Below are 18,592 nucleotides of genomic sequence, written 5' to 3'. Positions count from 1 at the left end.
CGGCCCCTGATCCCGCAGCGAGACCAGTGATCATGAACCAGCCTTTTGCCCGTGAACTCGGCCTGGCGGAGCTATGCCCCGGCGGCACCGCCGCCGTCATCATCGCCGGCTGGGCCGGGCGCGACGCCGCCGCCGTGCGCCACCATATCGAGGAGCTGGCGGCGCTGGGCGTGCCGCCGCCGACGCGGACCCCGGTGTTCTACCGCGTCGCCGGCGACCGGCTGACCCAGGCCGAAGAGATCACGGTACTGGGCCCCCACAGCTCCGGCGAGGTCGAGCCGGTGCTGGTCTGGGCCGGGGGAGAGCTCTATGTCGGAATCGGCTCCGACCACACCGACCGCGATGCCGAGCGCGCCGGCGTCGCCCTGTCGAAGCAGCTCTGCCCCAAGGTGCTGGGCCGCCGGTTCTGGCGCTATGCCGACGTGGCCGACCGCTGGGACCAGCTGGTGCTGCGGGCAGAGGTCGAGGTCGGCGGCGTGACCCGGCTGTACCAGGACGGCCCGCTGTCGGCACTGCGCCCGGCGGAGGAACTGATCGCTCTGTATCGCGCGGAGGCCGGCGTGCTGGCGGATGGCAGCGTGATGTTCTGCGGCACGGTGCCGGCGCTGGGCGGCATCGCCCGCAGCGACGCCTTCCGGATGGAACTGCACGACCCGGCCACCGGGGCCAGCCTCAGCCATGCCTACCGCATCCGCGAGCTGCCCGTCATCGTGTGAACCAGGTGGCAGGGAAGGTTCCCAACGGGCGTTGACCTCGCCGGGCGAACCCGCCTTACTAACCTCCAATCAACAGGGGGGCGGGAGATGGGGCGGACGGTCTGGGCAATGTCAGCGGCGGTGGCGGCCGTCCTCGCCGGGTCGATGGCAGGGGCGCAGACGCTGGAGATCGCAACCGACCAGTCGCCGGTCGGGCTCGACCCGCATGTCGCCACCTCCTTCGCCACGGTGCTGGTCAATGGCTCGGTCTATGAGGGGCTGACCTCGGTCGACAAGGATCTGAAGGTGATCCCGGAGCTGGCCGAATCCTGGACCGTGTCGCCCGACGGGCTGACCTATGTCTTCACCCTGCGCCCGGGCGCGAAGTTCCAGGACGGGGCGTCGGTGACGCCGGCCGATGTCGCCGCCAGCTTCGCCCGGGTGCGCGACCCCAAGACCGGCTCGCCCTATGCCAGCCGCATCGACATGGTGAAGGACGTGGCGGGGAGCGGCGACCGGCAGGTGACGGTGACGTTGTCGACGCCCTCCGCCCCCTTCCTCGCCAACCTGCCGCAGATCGCGATCGTGCCGGCGGCGGCCGCGACCGGCGGCATCGACCTGCAGCGCAAGACCGACGGCACCGGCCCGTTCACGCTGAAGGAATGGGTGCCCGACACCTATCTGCTGCTGGCGAAGACCCCGGGCTATTGGCAGCAGGGGCTGCCGAAGCTGGACGCGGTGAAGATCAACATCGTGCCGGAAGCCTCGACCCGGCAGGTCGGCATCTCCGGCGGCACCTACCAAATGCTGCCGAATGTCGACCCGACCACGGCGGCGACGCTGCAGGGCACCGCCGGCGTCACCCTGCTGGAGACGACCGACCTGTCCTACACCCTGGTCGGCATGAATGTGGCGAAGCCGCCCTTTGACAACCCGAAGGTGCGCGAGGCGCTGAACACCGCGATCGACCGGGCCCAGATCGTCGAGGCCGCTTATTTCGGCAAGGGCCAGCCCGGCGGGCCGCTGTCGCCGGCGCTGAAGGACTGGGCGCTGCCGGTCGCCGATTTCCCCTGCTATGCCGCCGATCCGGAGAAGGCGAAGGCGCTGCTGGCCGAGGCCGGCCAGGCCCTGCCGCTCAAGGCCACCATGAACGTGCTCGGCTCGAACCAGAACGTGGTCGACGTTGCCCAGGTGGTGCAGGCCCAGCTCAATGCCGCTGGCTTCGACATCACCTTGAACGTGCAGGAGCAGGGCACCTTCATCCAGGATTGGCGCAACGCGAACTTCCAGCTCTTCGCCTCGGTCAATGGCGGCAGCGTCGATCCGGACGGCTACCTGTACCGGACCTTCCGCACCGGCGGTTCGACCAACGTGTTCAAATATTCGGACGCGGCGGTCGACAAGCTGCTGGATGACGGGCGCACCACGCTGGATCCGGCGAAGCGCAAGGCGATCTATGACGACCTGCAGAAGCGCTTGGCCTGCGACGGCCCGATCGCACACCTCGTCTACGGCCAGCTGTTCACAGCGGTGCGCGACGGCGTGACCGGCTACGAGATCACCGGCAACCGCTCGACCCGGTCGCTGCGGCAGACCTCGCTGGCGCAGTAGGCACGCCGTGGCCCGCTTCCTGACCGGCCGGCTGCTCGACCTCCTGGTTGTGCTGTTCGGCGTCTCGGTCGTGGCGTTCCTGATGATCCGGCTGATCCCGGGCGACGCGGTGCAGATCATGCTCGGCGCCAACAGCGAGGTGACGCCGGATCGGGTCGAGGCGCTGCGCCAGCGGCTCGGCCTCGACCAGCCGATGGTGGTGCAATATGTCGCCTGGCTCGGCGGCCTCCTGACCGGCGATCTCGGCACCAGCCTGTGGACCGGCCGGCCGGTGCTGGAGGAGATCACGGCCCGGATTGGCGTGACGATCGAGATCACCATGCTCGCCCTTGCGGTCTCGGTGGCGCTGGCGGTGCCGGCCGGCTGCCTGATGGCCTATTTCCGCAACTCGGCGCGGGATTACCTGGTGCGGGTCGTGACCATCGCCGGCGTCACCGTGCCGTCCTTCTGGCTCGGCGCGCTGCTGATCTACCTGTTCCACGGCATGTTCCCGGCCTTCCCGTCGATCGGCTTCGTGCCGCTGGCAGACGATCCCGTCGGCAATCTGCAGCGCATGCTGCTGCCGGTCACCGCCCTGGCCGTGCCGGTGCTGGCCTCGCTGTCGCGCATCGTCCGCTCGGCCATGCTCGATGCGCTGGGCCAGGACTACATCCGCACCGCCCGGGCCAAGGGCGTCAGCGAACGGGCGGTGGTGTTCGACCACGCTTTCCGCAATGCCATGATCCCCTTCGTCACCGCGCTCGGCATCTCCGCCGGCTACCTGTTCGGCGGCGCCATTGTGGTCGAACAGGTCTTCGCCCTGCCGGGGCTGGGCCGGCTGATGCTGGGCGCGATCGCCGAGCGCAACTACCCGCTGATCCAGGCCGCGATCCTCTTGGTCACCGCCGGCTTCGTGCTGGTCAATTTCGTCACCGACCTGCTCTACGCGGCGCTCGACCCGCGGATCGGCCTGCGATGACCGTCCCCGAAATCCTGGCGCCGCCGTCGCGCCGCCGCATCGCCGCGCCGCGCCACCCGCTGGTCTGGATCGGCGGTGCCCTGGTGATCCTGCAGGTCGCGGCAGCGGTGCTGGCACCCTGGATCGCGCCTTACGACCCGCTGGCGCAGCATGTGATCCAGCGGATGAAGCCGCCGAACGTCGGCTTCTGGCTCGGCACCGACCAGTTCGGCCGGGATGAGCTGTCGCGCATCCTGTACGGCTACCGCGCCTCGCTCGCCGCTTCCGCCAGCGCGGTGCTGCTGGCACTGCTGATCGGCGGCGGCCTCGGCGTCGCCGCGGCGGTGCGGGGCGGGTGGCTCGACCGCATCGGCATGCGGCTGATGGACATCCTGTTCGCCTTCCCGATCATCCTGCTGGCGATCGGCATCGTCGCCATGCTGGGCCCCGGCCCGACCACCACGGCGCTGGCGATCGGCATCGTCTACATCCCGGTCTTTGCCCGCCTGCTGCGCGGCCCGGCGCTGGTGGTGGCCGGCAGCCAGTATGTGCTCGGGGCCCGCGCCATCGGGGCGGGGGAAGGCCGGATCGTGTGGCACCACGTGCTGCCCAACCTGGCCAGCGTCATCCTGGTGCAGGCCAGCCTGGCGCTGTCGACCGCGATCCTGGTCGAAGCCTCGCTGTCCTTCCTCGGCCTCGGCACCCAGCCGCCGGCGCCGTCGCTCGGCCGCATGCTGGCGGAGGCGCGGGGCTACCTGTTGCTGTCGCCATGGGATTCGATCTTCTCCGGCCTTGCCATCCTGTTGGCGTCTTTCGGTTTCAACCTCCTGGGCGACGGGTTGCGCGACGCGCTCGACCCCAGGCTGCGGGGCAGCGGATGATGGGCGATGCAAGGACGATGGCGGCGGTGACGATCCGGCGGCCGGATCCCGCCGATTTGCCGGCCCTGGCCGAGGTCGCCTGCCGCAGCGTCCGCACCGCCTTCGCGCCGATCCTCCCGGCCGCGATCCTGGACCACAAGCGGCCGGAGGATTTCGCCCGCCGCTTCGGCCCCCGGCTGGACGACCTCCGCATCGCAGTGGTCGACGACAAGGGGGGCGATGCGGACGGGGCGCCGCTCGGCTTCTCGCTGATGACCGGCGCCCATCTCGACATGCTGTTCGTCGACCCGGCGGCGCAGGGCCGGGCGATCGGTTCGGCGCTGCTGGCCGATGCCGTCAAGCGCGGCTGCCGCACACTGGAAAGCTTCGCCCACAACCGGCTGGCCCGCGGCTTCTACGAATCCCGCGGCTTCCGGCTGTGCCGGACCACGCGGCGGCTGTATGAGGGCCTCGAACTGCCCTTCGTGCTCTACTCCCTGGTCGAGGATCGGGGCTGAAGCAGCCGATATACCGATGGAATTTTGATCCGGCGGGCGGGCAGCCTCACCGGCATGATGCGATCCATCGATGAACCGCCGCAACGCATGCCGGAAAATCAGGGATACGCCGTCCGCAAGGTCGCGGCGGCCGGACGGGGCGTGTTCGCCACAAGGCGGTTCACCCGCGGCGAGGTGGTTTGCCGCGACCCGGTGCTGCTGCTGGACCAGGAAGACTGGCGGCGCTGCGAAGCCACCATCCTGAACGACTATGTCTATGCCTGGCCGGAGGAGGGCCGGCCGCGTGCCGTCAGCCTGGGCATCGGCAGCCTGTTCAACGCCGGCGACGCGCCGAATGTCGATGTCGAGATCGATGTTGCGGCGAAGTCCCTGACCTTCCGGGCGATCCGGCCGGTCGAGCCGGGGCAGGAACTGATCCTGGATTATGGCTGGGGCGCCGGCGCCGCGGACCGCATCCGCGGCGGCAAGAGCCGGGCGCTGCACGCCGTCGGCTGACCGGGCCTGCAGCCGCCGACCCGACGCGGGGCTGCGTCCGGCCGCCGCAACGGCGTGATGCAAAACGCATTGCCCGATCGCCGGTTTGCCGATAAGTCTTGGGTCTGCCGTCTGAGACGGCCGTGGTGATTTGAGCCGACCGGCTTGCGGCCACGCTAATCTTCGCTAAAAGGTCGGTTGCGCGCAGATCCCGCACGCACCGCCTCCGGTCGAGTCGAGGAGTCGGTGAATGGATCGAGACCAAGCCCCACAGCTGCCCGAAGACGAATTCGGACCGGATACCACGCTGGTTCGCGGCGGCATCCGGCGAACGCCCTATGGCGAGACCTCCGAGGCGATCTTCCTGACCTCGGGCTTCGTCTATGAATCCGCGGCGGCGGCCGAAGCCCGCTTCACGGGGGAGGAGCCGGGCTTCGTCTATTCCCGCTACGGCAACCCGACGCTGGAAGTGCTGGAGACGCGCCTCGCGCTGCTGGAAGGGGCCGAAGGCTGCCACGTCACCGCCAGCGGCATGTCGGCGGTGTTCACCGCCCTGTTCAGCCATCTGCGCGGCGGCGACCATGTGGTGGCCAGCCGGGCGCTGTTCGGCTCCTGCTTCGTCATCCTCGGCACCATCCTGCCGCGCTACGGCATCACCACCACCTTCGTCGAAGGCGCCGACCTGGCGGCGTGGGAGGCGGCGATGCGGCCGAACACCCGCGCGGTGTTCCTGGAGACGCCGGCCAACCCGACCCTCGACCTCGTCGACGTCGCTGCGGTGTCGAAGATCGCCCATGCGGTCGGCGCCAAGGTGTTCATCGACAACGTCTTCGCCACGCCGCTGGGCCAGAAGCCGCTCGAACTCGGCGCCGACGTGGTGATCTACTCCGCCACCAAGCAAATCGACGGCCAGGGCCGGGTGCTCGGCGGCGCGGTGCTGGCGGACAAGAAGTTCCTGACCGACGACTTCCTACCCTATTACCGGCACACCGGCCCGGCGCTGTCGCCGTTCAACGCCTGGGTGCTGGTGAAGGGGCTGGAGACGCTGGCCCTGCGGGTCGAACGCCAGGTTGCCAGCGCCCATCGCCTGGCGCAGCTGGTCGAGGCGCATGCGGCGGCCAAGGCGGTGCGTTATCCCTGGCTGGAAAGCCACCCGCACCACGAACTGGCAAAGCGCCAGATGAAGAATGGCGGCACGCTGGTGGCGTTCGACCTGGGCAGCAAGGCTTCGGCCTTCGCCTTCCTTGACGCGCTGCAGCTGGTCGACATCTCCAACAATCTCGGCGACACCAAGTCGCTCGCCACCCACCCGACCACCACCACCCACCGGGCGATGGAGGCGGCGGACCGCGCCGCCATGGGCATCACCGAAGGGCTGGTGCGGCTGTCGGTCGGGCTTGAGGGGATTGCGGACCTGGAGCGCGACCTGTCGCGCGCCCTGGACGCCGCCCGTCGGGCGGGCTGACCCGCCCGACTGACTTGGACTGACTGCGGGCCGGGTGAAGTCACAGGAAGGGTGAGGCAAGGCGCCGCGCCTGCGGTTCCCGGCGACCGGATCGGCGTCCTTCTACGTTGAGTCGAATGAAGGGGGAAGACTGATGTCCCTGGAGTTCGAACGATGAGATGGAAGCTTGCCATGGCCGCCGCAGCCGGGCTGGCCGTCGCCGCCCTGGCGGCGCCGGCGGCGAATGCGGCGCCTGGATACACAACAACCGCGCTCAGCCTGCGGGCCGGCCCCGGGCGTGACTACCCGGCGGTCCTCAGGTTGCGGCCCGGTACGCAGGTCGAGATCTTCGGCTGCCAGCAAGGCTGGGACTGGTGTGACATCGGCGTTGGGCCGGATCGTGGCTGGGTGTCCGGACGCTTTCTGCAGGCCGATTACCAGAGCCACCGCCGTGGCCTGGTCGAGGTCGCCCCGCAGATCGGGGTGCCTTTCGTCACGTTCGACTTCGGCCATTATTGGGGCGACCACTATCACGGACGTCCGTGGTACTCCGATCATGATCGTTGGGGCCGCCGGTAACCAATCGCTGCCTGTACCGATGAAAAGGGCGGCCCCCGCGGGGGCCGCCCTGACTCATTCGGCCGCCCGTTTCATTCAGCCGGAGGGGCGGCCGGGGTTGCGGCCGGCGGCTTCGGCGCGATCGAGGCGCCCATCAGCTTCTCATGCACCCATTCGCGGACCCGCTGCAGGGTGACGTACAGCATCGGGATCAGGAAGATGCCGAGGGCCGAGGCCGCGATCATGCCGCCGAACACCGAGGTGCCGACGCCGCGCCGGCTGGCCGCGGCGGCGCCCACCGCCGTCACCAGCGGGATCAGGCTGAGGATGAAGGCGAAGCTGGTCATCATGACCGGCCGGAACCGCAGCCGGGCACCCTCGATCGCGGCATCGGTGATCGACAGGCCTTCCTCGCGCTTGGCCTTGGCGAATTCGACGATCAGGATGCCGTTCTTGCTGGCCAGGGCGATCAGCACGATGATGCCGATCTGGGCGTAGATGTCGCTCGACAGCCCCGCGATCCACAGCGCCGCCAGGCCGCCGACGATGCCGACGATGACCGACAGCAGCACGCCGATCGGGATCGACCAGCTCTCATACAGCGCGACCAGGAACAGACAGGCGAACAGCACCGCCAAGCCGAGGATGAAGCCGGTCTGGCCGGATGCCTCCAGCTCCTGCAGCGCCGTGCCGGTCCATTCGAAGCCATAGCCCGGTGGCAGGGTGGCCGCCGAGACCTTGGTCATCGCCGCCAGCGCGTCGCCGGAGCTGTAGCCCGGCGCCGAGCTGCCGAGGATGCTGACCGCCCGGTAGTTGTTGTAGCGGGTGATGAACAGCGGCCCGAGCTGCAGCTTGGCCTCGACCAGCGACCGCATCGGCACCATCTGGCCGGATGAGGACCGGACATAGATGCGGTAGATGTCGTCGACCGTCCGCCGGTCCTTGGCCTCGCCCTGGGCGATCACCTGCCAGGTACGGCCGAACAGGTTGAAGTCGTTGATGTAGGCCCCGCCCAGCGTCGCCTGCAGCGCGTTGAAGATGTCGCTGACCAGGACGCCCAGCGTCTGCGCCTTCTCGCGGTCCAGGTTCAGGTAGATCTGCGGCGTGTTGGCGTTGAAGGTGGTGAAGACCTGGGTCAGCCCCGGCGTCTGGTTGCCGGCCACGACCAGCCCCTGGGCCACCGATGCCAGCTCGGTTGGGGTTTTGCCCTCGAGATCCTCAAGCTGGTACTGGAAGCCGCCGGAGGAGCCGAGGCCGATGATCGGCGGCAGGTTCAGCGGGATCACCAGCGCGTCGCGGACGCCCGCGGTGCGGATCGCGACCTGCCGGATCACGCTGAACACCGTGATGCCCTGCGCCGTGCGTTCCTCGAACGGCTTCAGCGCCACCACCAGGAAGCCGGCATTGGGTTCGGCCAGCCCGTCGATGAAGCTGCGGCCGATGATGCCGGTGATGTCGGCGACGCCGGGGATGTCCTTCACCAGGTCCTCGACCTGCTGCACCGACTGCGAGGTGCGGCTGACCGAGGCGGCGGGGGGCAGCTTGATCTCGATGAAGAACAGGCCCTGGTCCTCTTCCGGCAGGAAGCCGGTCGGCGTCGCCGAATTGAGGACATAGGCCAGGCCTGCGAAGCCGGCGACCAGCACGATCGACAGCACCGCCACCCGCACCAGCCGGGTGACGATCCAGGCATAGCCGTCGCGCACCTTGTCGATGCCGGCGGACATCTTGGCCATGGCGCGGCCGTACAGCCCCGGGCGATGTCCGGCGGTGTGCGGCTTCAGGAAGATGCCGCACAGCGCCGGGCTCAGCGTCAGGGCGTTCAGGGCCGAGATCAGCATCGCCACCGAGACGGTGACGGCGAATTGCGAATACAGCGCGCCGGTGATGCCCGGGATGAAGCCGACCGGCACGAACACGGCCAGCAGCACCATGGTGATGGCCAGGATCGGCGCGGTGATCTCGCGCATCGCCAGCTTGGTCGCCTCCTTGGCCGGCAGGCCCGTCTCGGCCATCACCCGCTCGACGTTCTCGATCACGACGATCGCGTCGTCGACGACGATGCCGATCGCCAGGATCATGGCGAAGAGCGAGATGGTGTTGGCCGAGAAGCCCATGGCCAGCAGCACGGCAAAGGTGCCGATCAGCGACACCGGCACGGCGATCGTCGGGATGATCGTGGCGCGCAGGTTGCCGAGGAAGATGAAGACGACGATCACCACCAGGATGAACGCCTCGATCAGGGTCTTGATGACCTCGTCGATGGTCTGGCTGACGAACACCGTGGTGTCGTAGGTGATCTTGTAGTCGACGCCCTGCGGGAAGCGCGCCTTCAGCGTCTCCATCGCCTTGCGCACGCCGGCGGCGGCGTCGACGGCGTTGGACCCGGGCGACTGGAAGATGCCGATGACCGCGGCCGGGGCGCCGTTCAGCCGGCCCACCGTGTCGTAGGACTGGGCGTTCAGCTCCAGCCGGGCGACGTCGCGCAGGCGCACCACCGACCCGTCGGGGTTGGCGCGCAGGATGATGCTTTCGAACTGCTTGGTGTCGGTCAGCCGGCCCAGCGTCTGCAGGTTGATCTGGATCTGCTGGTCGTCCGGCATCGGCTGAGCGCCGATGCGGCCGACCGCGGCCTGGATGTTCTGGCTCTGGACCGCCTTGATGATGTCGTTCGGGGTCAGGCTGAAGCTGGTCAGCGAGTCCGTATTGTACCAGATCCGCATCGCATAGTTCTGGGTGCCGAACAGCGACGCCTGGCCGACGCCGGTCACGCGGCCGAGGGCATCGACCACGTTGATGATGGCGTAGTTGTTCAGGAACAAATCGTCCTGGCTCTTGTCCGGCGAGTACAGGGTGACGAGCTGCAGAATCGCCGAGGACTGCTTCTTCACCGTCAGGCCCTGCGCCGTCACCTCCTGCGGCAGCTTCGGCTCGGCCAGGGCGACGCGGTTCTGGACGTTGACGGTGTTGATGTCGGGGTTGGTGCCGACGGCGAAGCTGACGGTCAGCGAATAGGAGCCGTCGCTGCCGCTGGTCGACGACATGTACAGCATGTTGTCGACGCCGTTGACCTGGGCCTCGATCGGCTGCGCCACGGTCGCTTCGACGGTGTCGGCGCTGGCGCCGGGATAGGCGCCGCTGACCGAGACCTGCGGCGGCACGATGTCGGGGAACTGGGCGATCGGGATCGCGCTCATCGCGATCAGGCCGGCCAGGGTGATGACGATCGCGATGACGATCGCGAAGCGGGGCCGATCGACGAAGATCGAGGACAGCATGGGGTCAGTTCCCCGTCGGCTTGGCCGGTGTTGCCGGGGCGGGTGTGGAAGCCGGAGCACCCGTGGCGCCGGTGGTCTGGTCGGTCGGCGTGTCCGCCACCGGCGCCGGGTTCACCACCTGGCCGGGGCGGACCTTCTGCACCCCGTCGACGATGACGACGTCGCCATCCTTCAGCCCCTCCGTCACCACCACGTCGGCGCCCTGGGTCGAGCCGGTGGTGACATGGCGGGTGGCGGCCTTGTTGCCGTCGCCGACCACCAGCACGTAGTTGCCGGTCTGGTCGCTCAGGATGGCGCGCTGCGGGATCGCCAGCGCCTCGACCGGGTCCTTGCGGCCTGCCGTCACCCGGGCGTACTGGCCGTCGATCAGCAGCCGCTCGGGGTTGGGGAACTCGGCGCGCACATTCAGCGTGTCGGTGTTCTGGTCGACCTTGACGTCGGTGAAGTTGATCTTGCCGTCATGCGGGTATTCCGTCCCGTTCGCCAGGGTCAGCTTGACCAGCACGTCCTCGGGCGCCACGCCGCCTTTGCCGGCCCGGGCCTGGACGTCGAGGATGAAGCGGTCGCTGACCGGGAAGGTGACGTAGATCGGGTCCTGGCTGACGATGGTCGCCAGCGCCCCAGTGCTCGGTCCGACCAGCGCGCCGACGCTATAGGTCGAGATGCCGACGCGGCCATCGAAGGGGGCGGCGATCTGGGTGTAGCCCAGGTTGATCTGCGCCTGCTCCAGCGCCGCCTGGTTCTGCTCCACCGCCGCGGCCGACGACTTCTCCTGGGCGATACGGTCGTCCAGGGTGGACTGCGCGACGTTCTGGTTCTTGATCAGCTCACGGGCGCGGTCGGTCTGCAGCTTGGCGTTGTCGGCGGTGGCCTGGGCGCTGGCGAGGTTGGCCTGCGCCTGGTCGACCGAGGCCTGGTAAGTGTCCTTCTCCAACACGAACAGCAGGTCGCCGGCCTTCACCTCCTGGCCTTCGGTGTAGTTGCGCTGCTTCAGGAAGCCCTCGACCCGGGCCACCAAATCCACCTTGTTGATCGCCTGGACCCGGCCGATGAAGCTGGTGCCCTCGGTCACCGGCCGCTTGGCCGCGGTGACGACGCCGACGGCCGGGGGCGGCATCTGCGGCGCCTGGGCCTGCTTGTCCGACGACTCGTTGCAGCCCGCGAGAAGCAGAAGGCCGAAGGATGCGGCGAGCGGCATGCGGTACCGTCTTGCGGTCCAGGATCCCGACATGATCGGCATGTCTCCTTCGGCAGTGGTGAATACTGGGATCGCTGAGCGATATTGCGCAGGAATCGATCTGGTAATGCGGCACGGTATCATTGTTTCCGCGCCGGCAAACAGCTTTGACACCGGCCGTGGGCGGAACATCACGGTCCTGTCACGGGTTCGTGAGCAAACAAGAATGCAAACAAGAATTGGGAGTCGTCCGATGAAACCTTGGTCGGGCTTCGGCGTTGCCGCCGTCCTGATCGCCGCCATGGCAGGCCAGGCGCAGGGACAGATTCAGCCGGTCGATCCGCTGACGGCGCCACCGCCGCCGCCATCGACTCCGACTCCGTCACAGCCGCTCGTCGCGCCCGGCCTGCCATCACGGTCGGCCCTGCCCGTCGTGCCGGCCGTGCCGACCGCCGCATCAGACCCCGGCCGGACCGTACAGGTGGCGCAGCGGCAGGCGCATCCGGGCGGCGTGGTGATGTCGCTGACCAGCGTCACCTTCCGCTCCGACAGCATCATCGTCAGCGCCAGCATCATCAATGCCTCAGGCCGCGCCGCTTGGCTCAACCGCAGCAACGGGATGGTGCTGATCGACGATCGCGGGCATGGCTACCAGTTCCTGCCGCCGCCGGACAATCCGGAGGTGCAGATCGCGCCGCAATCCCAGGTCACGGCCAATTTCGTCTTCGTCGGCACCATCGACCCCGGCGCCCGGATGGTGGAGCTGGAGACCAACCAGGCCGGCAGCCGCAGCGACCGGCTGACGGCGGCGCCGCTGTTCCAGTTCCGCCTGCCGGTGTCGTGAGGCGGGAGCCTAGATGAAGATCAGCTGGCCGTCGCGCGGCGATTCCGCCAGCAGCGTGACGACGCCGGCGATCTCGGCCGGCACCGCGAGGTCGGCGGCGGCGAGGCCGAGCGCGCGCAGGCCCATCTCGCAGGCGATGAACCGGACCCCGAGCGCGCGGCAGGCGTCCAGCAGCTCGGCGAAGGTCGCGACCTTGCGCGCGCCGAAATCCGCCTCTCGTACCTCGGCGTCGCCGTCCAGCTGGCGCCAGCCCTCGGGCAGCAGGGCGCGCAGCGCCTGGCCGGTGAAGAACAGCAGCGCCGGCCGGTTGGTCGCCACGGCGGCGCTGGCCAGCACCAGGGCATAGTGCACGCGGTCGAAGCGGCCGTCGAACACCACGATCGACAGCGCGCCGATGCCGGCCGGACCCTCAGCCATGGGCCGGGTCGTGGTGATGCGACAGGTTGGTCAGCGTGGGGTGGCTGCCGCACAGCGGGCAGTCCGGGTCGCGCGGCAGGGCGATCTCGCGCAGCCTCGCGTCCAAGGCATCATACAGCAGCAGCCGGCCGGACAGGCCTTCGCCGATGCCCAGGATCTCCTTGATCGTCTCGATCGCCTGCATCGACCCCAGCACGCCGGGCAGGGCGCCGAACACCCCGGCCTCCGAACAGGTCGGTACCGTGCCCGGGTCGGGCGGCGCCGGGAACAGGCAGCGATAGCAGGGGTGCGGGTCGCCGAGATGCGCCTTGAAGGTCGACAGCTGGGCCTCGAAGCGCAGCATCGCGGCCGACACCAGTGGCCGGCCCGCGAGGTAGCAGGCGTCGTTGAGGAGGTAGCGGGTGGCGAAGTTGTCGCTGCCGTCGACCACGATGTCGAAGGCGGCCACGCGCTCCAGCGCCGTCGCCGCGGTCAGCCGGTCGGCGAAGCGTTCGACCTGGACCTCGGGGTTCAGCGCCTGCAGCCGGATGATCGCGCTGTCGACCTTCAGCTGGCCCAGCGTCGTGGTGTCGTGCACCACCTGGCGCTGCAGGTTGCTCAGCTCGACCACATCGTCGTCATAGATACCGATGGTGCCGATACCGGCGGCGGCGAGATAGAGCAGGAGAGGGGAGCCGAGGCCGCCGGCGCCGATCACCAGCACGCGGGCGGACAGCAGCTTCTGCTGGCCCTTGCCGCCGACCTCGGGCAGCAGGATGTGCCGCGCATAGCGCTTGATCTGGGCGTCGGTGAAGCTCATTCCGCCAGAATAGCGGCGTCTAGCATGATCCGCGAGCCTGTTGCGCTGCGGCGTGTCGACCGGATGGGGCCTTATGGCACGCGCGAAGGCGCGTGAAGCGAATCGCCGGTCTGTGGCATATTCTTTCCCGACCTAAGAAATACCGGAACCGCTGCCAGGCCGGTTCCAGAGGAGAAGCGCCATGGATCTCGATCCGGTCCTGTTGTCGCGGTTCCAGTTCGGCTTCGTCATGTCGTTCCACTTCCTGTTCCCGGCCTTCACAATCGGGCTGGCGAGCTGGCTGGCGGTGCTGGAAGCGATGTGGCTGAAGACCGGCCACGCCGAATACCGGACGCTGTACAAGTTCTGGATCAAGATCTTCGCCGTGTCCTTTGGCGTCGGCGTCGTCACCGGCATCGTCATGACCTACCAGTTCGGCACGAACTGGAGCGAGTTGTCGCGGGTCGGCGGCAGCATCCTCGGGCCGCTGCTGGGCTATGAGGTGGTGATGGCCTTCTTCCTCGAGGCCGGCTTCCTCGGCATCATGCTGTTCGGCTGGGACAAGGTCCCGCGCGCCGTCCATCTCGCCGCCACCATCGCCGTCGCCGTCGGCACCGCGATGTCGGCCTTCTGGATACTGTCGGCCAATTCCTGGCTGCACACCCCGGTGGGGTACGAGCTGGTGAACGGCGTGGTCGAGCCGGTCGACTGGCTGGCCATCGTGTTCAACCCATCCTTCCCGATCCGCTTCCTGCACACGGTAACCGCGGCCTACCTGACCACGGCCTTCGTCATCATCGGCGTCTCGGCCTGGTACCTGCTGCGCAGCCGCGCCGTGCTCGAATCGCGGCGCGCCTTCTCGATGGGCCTGTGGCTGATCGCGATCGTGGCGCCGCTGCAGATCGTCCTCGGCGACCAGTCGGGGCTCGAGGTGCGCGAACACCAGCCGGCCAAGTTGGCGGCGATCGAGGCGCATTGGGACACCGGTGGCGACGTGCCGCTGATCCTGTTCGCCTGGCCCGACCAGGCCGGCGAGAAGAATAACTTCGTGGTCGAGATCCCACATATCGGCTCGCTGATCCTGACCCACAGCTGGGGCGGCTCGGTGCAGGGGCTGAAGGATTTCCCGCCGCAGGACCGGCCGTCGGTCGCGACCGTATTCTGGACCTTCCGCATCATGGTCGGCCTCGGCTTCCTGATGCTCGGCGCCGGGCTGCTCGGCCTGGTGCTGCGCGCCACCGGCCGGCTGTACGACAGCCGCTGGTTCCAGCGCATCATGGTGGCGATGATCCCGTCCGGCTTCGTCGCAGTGATCGCCGGCTGGTACACCACCGAGATCGGGCGCCAGCCCTGGGTGGTGCAGGGCCTGCTGCGCACCGAGGACGCGCATTCGCCGGTCGGCGGCGGCAGCGTGCTGCTGTCGGTGGTCCTGTTCGTGCTGATCTACGGGATGCTGCTCGGCTCCGCCGTCTACTACATCGTCAAGCTGATCCGGATCGGGCCGGAAGCGCCGGAGGCCGATCGCGAGGACACCTTCAAGACCCCGGCGCGGCCGTTCTCGCTGCCGGACGCTTCTCTCGAATCCGGGGAGTGACGCCATGATGCCGGAAGTGTGGACCATCGCCACCGTCCTGCCGCTGATCTGGGCGGCGGTCGCCGCTGGCGGCGTGTTCATGTATGTGCTGATGGACGGGTTCGACCTCGGCGTCGGCATCCTCTTCCCCTGGGCCCGCAGCGAGGAGGACCGCGACTTGATGATGGGGTCGGTGGCGCCGATCTGGGACGGCAACGAGACCTGGCTGGTGCTGGGCGGCGTCGCACTGCTCGCCGCCTTCCCGCTGGCCTTCTCGATCATCCTGCCGGCCCTGTACCTGCCGATCACCTTCATGGTGATGGGGCTGATCTTCCGCGGCGTCGCCTTCGAATTCCGGTTCAAGGCCCACAGCAGCAAGTGGCTGTGGACCACGGCCTTCAGTGGCGGCAGCCTGTTCGCCACCTTCTTCCAGGGCGTGGTGCTGGGCACCTTCGTCCAGGGCTTCCCGACGGCCGGCACCCATTATGCCGGCGGCTCGTTCCTCTGGGTCTCGCCATTCGCCCTGATGACCGGCGTGGCCATGATCTTCGGCTACGGGCTGCTCGGCGCCGGCTGGCTGGTGATGAAGACCGAAGGCACGCTGCAGGCCTGGGCCCGCCGGGCCATGGTCCGGGTGCTGTTCGGCGTGCTGGTCGCCATGGCCGTGGTCAGCCTGTGGGTGCCGCTGCTGGACCACAGCATCGCCGATCGCTGGTTCACCTGGCCCAACCTCGCCTATTTCGCGCCGGTGCCGATCCTGGTGGTGCTGCTGGCATGGCGGCTGTGGCTGTCGCTGCAGCGCGGCTCCGACCACGGGCCGTTCCTGTACACGCTCGGCCTGTTCGTGCTCGGCTACACCGGCCTGGCCATCAGCCTGTTCCCGAAGATTGTGCCGCCGAACCTGACGATCTGGGACACGGCGTCGTCGGCCTCGTCGCAGCTGTTCCTGCTGGTCGGCGTCTTGTTCCTGATCCCGCTGATCCTGACCTACACCACCTATTCCTACTGGGTGTTCCGCGGCAAGGTGAAGGCGGGCGACGGCTATCACTGATCCGCTGTTGCGGAACCGGCGGCCGGAGTAGTCTCCGCGCCAATGCCGCTTCTCAGGAGACACATCATGGCCGGATCGGGTTACCGCAAGGACCGTATCGGCAACCACAAGCTGCACCCGGAGACGCTGATGCTCGGGTACGGCTACGACCCGACCCTGTCCGAGGGTGCGGTCAAGCAGCCGGTGTTCCTGACCTCGACCTTCGTGTTCAAATCGGCCGAGGACGGCCGCGATTTCTTCGACTACACGTCCGGCCGGCGCGAGCCGAAGCCGGGCGTTGATGCCGGCCTCGTCTACACCCGCTTCAACCACCCCAACAGCGAGATCGTCGAGGATCGCCTGGCGATCCATGAAGGCGCCGAGGCGGCGGGCATCTTCTCCAGTGGCATGTCGGCGATCGCGACCACGCTGCTGGCCTTCGCCCGGCCGGGCGATGTCATCCTGCACAGCCAGCCGCTGTATGGCGGCACCGAGACGCTGATCGCGCGCACGCTGCTGCCGTTCCAGATCAACGCCATCGGCTTCGCCGACGGGGTCGACGAGGCGGTGGTCCGCGCCGGCGCCGAGGCGGCGATGGCCAAGGGCCGGGTCTCGGTGATCCTGGTCGAGACGCCGTCGAATCCGCTGAACACCCTGGTCGACCTCGACCTGATGCGGCGCATCGCCGACGAGATCGGGGCAAAGCAGGGCCATCTGCCGGTGATCGTCTGCGACAACACCCTGCTGGGTCCGATCTTCCAGAAGCCGATCCTGCACGGCACCGACATCGTGGTCTATTCGCTGACCAAATATGTCGGCGGCCACAGCGACCTCGTTGCCGGCGCGGTGCTCGGCCGCCGCGACCAGGTGCGGCAGGTCAAGCTGCTGCGCGGCGCCATCGGCACCCAGCTCGATCCGCACTCGGCCTGGATGATCGCCCGGTCGCTGGAGACCCTGTCGCTGCGCATGAACGCGGCCTGCCGCAGTGCCGAGACCGTGACCCGGTTCCTCAGCGAGCATCCGCAGGTGGCGAAGGTCTACTACCCCTCGCTGCTGCCGGCCGACAGCCCGGAGCGGGCGGTGTTCGACCGGCAATGCACCGGCGCCGGCACCACCTTCTCCTTCGACATCAAGGGCGGCCAGGCCGAGGCGTTCCTGTTCCTGAACGCGCTGCAAGTCTTCAAGCTCGCGGTCAGCCTCGGCGGCACCGAATCCCTGGTCTGCCACCCGGCGACCACGGTGCATTCCGGCGTGCCGAAGGAAACCCGGGAGCGGATCGGCATCTCCGACGCCACCATCCGCGTCTCGATCGGCATCGAGCACACCGACGACCTGATCGCCGACCTGACCCAGGCCCTGGCGGCGGCAGAAGGCTGACGTCACGGCGCCTGTCCCTTTCCCCTGTCATTGCCGGGCTTGACCCGGCAATTTAGAGACTATCGACAGCCTCTGGATGCCCGGATCAAGTCCGGGCATGACAGCGTGAGCAGGGCGCCGTGCCTACACCCGCGGTGTCTCGACCAGCGGCAGCAGGCGGGAATCCTCCAGCGCGGCGGTCCGGTGGCCGATGCCGGCGAGATAGGCCTGGTCGGTGGCGAAGGCCAGGAAGGCGTCGACGCTGCTCTGGCGCACCAGCGCGGTCATGTCCCAGCGTTCCTCCGCCGGCCCGATCAGGAAGCGGCCGCCATCGCCCAGGAACAGCAACTCGCCGCCGCTTGCCTGCAGGTAGGGCAGGGTGTGGTCGATGTAGCGGCGGAAGGCCTCGGCACCGCTGATGGGCTCGGGCGGCGCCAGCTCCGGCGTCGCCGCATAATCGGCGACCGCGCGGAAGCGCAGCAGGTTCAGCATGACGACGGGGCCCGTGATCCCGCGGATGACGAAGGCGCGCCCGGCATCCTGGGTCGGGTCGAGGTAACGGGTCTGTCCGGCTGCCGTGGTCACGACGATGCCTCCTGCTGTGGTTCGCAGGATATATCCGGGTGAAATAGGAGCGTCAATATCACCCGGGTGTTATGCCGGCCCATGCCGCGCCGTTCAGTGCCGGTTCGACCCGATGATGCAGGAGATGTCGGCGCCTTTGACATAGGTCAGGGCACGGTCGGAGAGCCAGCCGGTGCGGTAGGTGTAGATGGTGCCGGTGGGGTCCACCTGGACGCCATATGCGTCCGGGGCCGTGAACACGACGCGGCCGCGCAGGTTGGTGCAGACGATGTGGACCGATTCCATCTCGTCGACCGGGGTCGGCTGCTCAGCGCGCGCGGCAGGTCCGCCGAGACTCGCGGCCAAGCCGCCCGCGATGAGGAGAGCCCCGACCCGATGCCTCACGGCCGTGCTCAGATCTCGGCCGCCTCGGCGTTGCGCGGCGCGGCCGGCATGCCGATGGCGTGGTAGCCGGCAT

General features: G+C 68.5%; 18 protein-coding genes and 1 riboswitch. Of the genes, 12 read left to right on the top strand and 6 right to left on the bottom strand.

The window, feature by feature from the left end:
* Positions 1 to 32: 32 nt before the first annotated feature.
* The 8 genes from AC3XYG_RS34185 (at position 33) to AC3XYG_RS34150 (ending at position 7,118) form a co-directional block, all read left to right on the top strand.
* Complete coding sequence (locus AC3XYG_RS34185; RefSeq protein ID WP_489144353.1) at positions 33 to 716, top strand: DUF2848 domain-containing protein; 684 nt, start codon at positions 33 to 35, stop codon at positions 714 to 716.
* A gap of 87 nt (positions 717 to 803) precedes the next feature.
* Positions 804 to 2,306: an ABC transporter substrate-binding protein gene (locus AC3XYG_RS34180; protein ID WP_489144352.1), complete on the top strand. Its 1,503-nt coding sequence runs from the start codon at positions 804 to 806 to the stop codon at positions 2,304 to 2,306.
* Between the two features lie 7 nt (positions 2,307 to 2,313).
* The gene (locus tag AC3XYG_RS34175; protein WP_489144351.1) at positions 2,314 to 3,264 is read left to right on the top strand and encodes an ABC transporter permease; all 951 of its coding nucleotides are present in this window, start codon (positions 2,314 to 2,316) and stop codon (positions 3,262 to 3,264) included.
* Entirely contained in the window at positions 3,261 to 4,124 is an 864-nt protein-coding gene (locus AC3XYG_RS34170; protein ID WP_489144350.1) for an ABC transporter permease, read from the top strand. The genes AC3XYG_RS34175 and AC3XYG_RS34170 overlap by 4 nt, the downstream gene beginning before the upstream one ends.
* On the top strand, positions 4,121 to 4,621 hold the full coding sequence (locus AC3XYG_RS34165) for a GNAT family N-acetyltransferase (protein WP_489144349.1): 501 nt from the start codon (positions 4,121 to 4,123) through the stop codon (positions 4,619 to 4,621). Before AC3XYG_RS34170 ends, AC3XYG_RS34165 begins: the two co-directional genes overlap by 4 nt.
* A gap of 54 nt (positions 4,622 to 4,675) precedes the next feature.
* A complete protein-coding gene (locus AC3XYG_RS34160; RefSeq protein ID WP_489144348.1) occupies positions 4,676 to 5,116 on the top strand; it encodes an SET domain-containing protein-lysine N-methyltransferase in 441 nt (146 codons plus the stop codon).
* Positions 5,117 to 5,228: 112 nt separating this feature from the next.
* Positions 5,229 to 5,305, top strand: a riboswitch (SAM riboswitch).
* A 40-nt stretch (positions 5,306 to 5,345) separates the two neighbouring features.
* Positions 5,346 to 6,560, top strand: a complete 1,215-nt coding sequence (gene metZ / locus AC3XYG_RS34155; RefSeq protein WP_489144347.1) for an O-succinylhomoserine sulfhydrylase — start codon at positions 5,346 to 5,348, stop codon at positions 6,558 to 6,560.
* 171 nt (positions 6,561 to 6,731) lie between these two features.
* A complete protein-coding gene (locus tag AC3XYG_RS34150; RefSeq protein WP_489144346.1) occupies positions 6,732 to 7,118 on the top strand; it encodes an SH3 domain-containing protein in 387 nt (128 codons plus the stop codon).
* A gap of 71 nt (positions 7,119 to 7,189) precedes the next feature.
* Here the strand turns inward: AC3XYG_RS34150 and AC3XYG_RS34145 are convergent, their stop codons facing one another.
* Together AC3XYG_RS34145 and AC3XYG_RS34140 are read right to left on the bottom strand one after the other, a co-directional pair.
* Positions 7,190 to 10,375 carry an efflux RND transporter permease subunit gene (locus AC3XYG_RS34145; protein ID WP_489144345.1) on the bottom strand — a complete coding sequence of 1,062 codons (3,186 nt, stop codon included), beginning with the start codon at positions 10,373 to 10,375 and terminating at the stop codon, positions 7,190 to 7,192.
* A gap of 4 nt (positions 10,376 to 10,379) precedes the next feature.
* Positions 10,380 to 11,606, bottom strand: a complete 1,227-nt coding sequence (locus AC3XYG_RS34140) for an efflux RND transporter periplasmic adaptor subunit (RefSeq protein WP_489144344.1) — start codon at positions 11,604 to 11,606, stop codon at positions 10,380 to 10,382.
* Between the two features lie 199 nt (positions 11,607 to 11,805).
* On the opposite strand from AC3XYG_RS34140, the gene AC3XYG_RS34135 reads away from it, so the two are divergent.
* Complete coding sequence (locus AC3XYG_RS34135) at positions 11,806 to 12,396, top strand: hypothetical protein (RefSeq protein WP_489144343.1); 591 nt, start codon at positions 11,806 to 11,808, stop codon at positions 12,394 to 12,396.
* Between the two features lie 9 nt (positions 12,397 to 12,405).
* Here AC3XYG_RS34135 and AC3XYG_RS34130 read toward each other — a convergent pair whose 3' ends face one another.
* Both AC3XYG_RS34130 and AC3XYG_RS34125 read right to left on the bottom strand, forming a co-directional pair.
* Positions 12,406 to 12,813: a DsrE/DsrF/DrsH-like family protein gene (locus AC3XYG_RS34130; protein WP_489144342.1), complete on the bottom strand. Its 408-nt coding sequence runs from the start codon at positions 12,811 to 12,813 to the stop codon at positions 12,406 to 12,408.
* Complete coding sequence (locus AC3XYG_RS34125) at positions 12,806 to 13,612, bottom strand: HesA/MoeB/ThiF family protein (protein ID WP_489144341.1); 807 nt, start codon at positions 13,610 to 13,612, stop codon at positions 12,806 to 12,808. The genes AC3XYG_RS34130 and AC3XYG_RS34125 overlap by 8 nt, the downstream gene beginning before the upstream one ends.
* A gap of 181 nt (positions 13,613 to 13,793) precedes the next feature.
* Here AC3XYG_RS34125 and AC3XYG_RS34120 point away from each other — a divergent pair, with 181 nt between their 5' ends.
* The 3 genes from AC3XYG_RS34120 to AC3XYG_RS34110 all read left to right on the top strand — a co-directional run bounded on the left by AC3XYG_RS34120 (position 13,794) and on the right by AC3XYG_RS34110 (position 17,571).
* Entirely contained in the window at positions 13,794 to 15,185 is a 1,392-nt protein-coding gene (locus tag AC3XYG_RS34120; RefSeq protein WP_489144340.1) for a cytochrome ubiquinol oxidase subunit I, read from the top strand.
* 4 nt (positions 15,186 to 15,189) lie between these two features.
* The gene (gene cydB, locus AC3XYG_RS34115; protein ID WP_489144339.1) at positions 15,190 to 16,215 is read left to right on the top strand and encodes a cytochrome d ubiquinol oxidase subunit II; all 1,026 of its coding nucleotides are present in this window, start codon (positions 15,190 to 15,192) and stop codon (positions 16,213 to 16,215) included.
* Between the two features lie 66 nt (positions 16,216 to 16,281).
* The gene (locus tag AC3XYG_RS34110) at positions 16,282 to 17,571 is read left to right on the top strand and encodes a cystathionine gamma-synthase family protein (protein ID WP_489144338.1); all 1,290 of its coding nucleotides are present in this window, start codon (positions 16,282 to 16,284) and stop codon (positions 17,569 to 17,571) included.
* Between the two features lie 123 nt (positions 17,572 to 17,694).
* On the opposite strand, the gene AC3XYG_RS34105 is transcribed toward AC3XYG_RS34110, so the two are convergent.
* Positions 17,695 to 18,135, bottom strand: coding sequence for a hypothetical protein (locus AC3XYG_RS34105; RefSeq protein ID WP_489144337.1), 441 nt, complete (start codon positions 18,133 to 18,135; stop codon positions 17,695 to 17,697).
* Between the two features lie 93 nt (positions 18,136 to 18,228).
* Positions 18,229 to 18,420, bottom strand: coding sequence for a hypothetical protein (locus AC3XYG_RS34100; RefSeq protein WP_489144336.1), 192 nt, complete (start codon positions 18,418 to 18,420; stop codon positions 18,229 to 18,231).
* Positions 18,421 to 18,592 lie beyond the last annotated feature (172 nt).

It is taken from the genome of Inquilinus sp., from assembly GCF_057815775.1.
The sequence above is the reverse complement of the archived record's forward strand: the minus strand, read 5'-3'. Positions and strand labels throughout refer to the sequence as shown.

Bases quoted from the DNA above. Each gene is read 5' to 3' on its own strand.
- AC3XYG_RS34170 (WP_489144350.1), top strand. From the start codon at position 3,261: ATGACCGTCCCCGAAATCCTGGCGCCGCCGTCGCGCCGCCGCATCGCC.
- AC3XYG_RS34145 (WP_489144345.1), bottom strand. From the start codon at position 10,375: ATGCTGTCCTCGATCTTCGTCGATCGGCCCCGCTTCGCGATCGTCATC.
- AC3XYG_RS34100 (WP_489144336.1), bottom strand. From the start codon at position 18,420: ATGGAATCGGTCCACATCGTCTGCACCAACCTGCGCGGCCGCGTCGTG.
- AC3XYG_RS34150 (WP_489144346.1), top strand. From the start codon at position 6,732: ATGGCCGCCGCAGCCGGGCTGGCCGTCGCCGCCCTGGCGGCGCCGGCG.
- AC3XYG_RS34120 (WP_489144340.1), top strand. From the start codon at position 13,794: ATGGATCTCGATCCGGTCCTGTTGTCGCGGTTCCAGTTCGGCTTCGTC.
- AC3XYG_RS34185 (WP_489144353.1), top strand. From the start codon at position 33: ATGAACCAGCCTTTTGCCCGTGAACTCGGCCTGGCGGAGCTATGCCCC.
- AC3XYG_RS34165 (WP_489144349.1), top strand. From the start codon at position 4,121: ATGATGGGCGATGCAAGGACGATGGCGGCGGTGACGATCCGGCGGCCG.
- AC3XYG_RS34160 (WP_489144348.1), top strand. From the start codon at position 4,676: ATGATGCGATCCATCGATGAACCGCCGCAACGCATGCCGGAAAATCAG.
- metZ (WP_489144347.1), top strand. From the start codon at position 5,346: ATGGATCGAGACCAAGCCCCACAGCTGCCCGAAGACGAATTCGGACCG.
- AC3XYG_RS34125 (WP_489144341.1), bottom strand. From the start codon at position 13,612: ATGAGCTTCACCGACGCCCAGATCAAGCGCTATGCGCGGCACATCCTG.
- cydB (WP_489144339.1), top strand. From the start codon at position 15,190: ATGATGCCGGAAGTGTGGACCATCGCCACCGTCCTGCCGCTGATCTGG.
- AC3XYG_RS34180 (WP_489144352.1), top strand. From the start codon at position 804: ATGGGGCGGACGGTCTGGGCAATGTCAGCGGCGGTGGCGGCCGTCCTC.
- AC3XYG_RS34130 (WP_489144342.1), bottom strand. From the start codon at position 12,813: ATGGCTGAGGGTCCGGCCGGCATCGGCGCGCTGTCGATCGTGGTGTTC.
- AC3XYG_RS34110 (WP_489144338.1), top strand. From the start codon at position 16,282: ATGGCCGGATCGGGTTACCGCAAGGACCGTATCGGCAACCACAAGCTG.
- AC3XYG_RS34140 (WP_489144344.1), bottom strand. From the start codon at position 11,606: ATGTCGGGATCCTGGACCGCAAGACGGTACCGCATGCCGCTCGCCGCA.
- AC3XYG_RS34135 (WP_489144343.1), top strand. From the start codon at position 11,806: ATGAAACCTTGGTCGGGCTTCGGCGTTGCCGCCGTCCTGATCGCCGCC.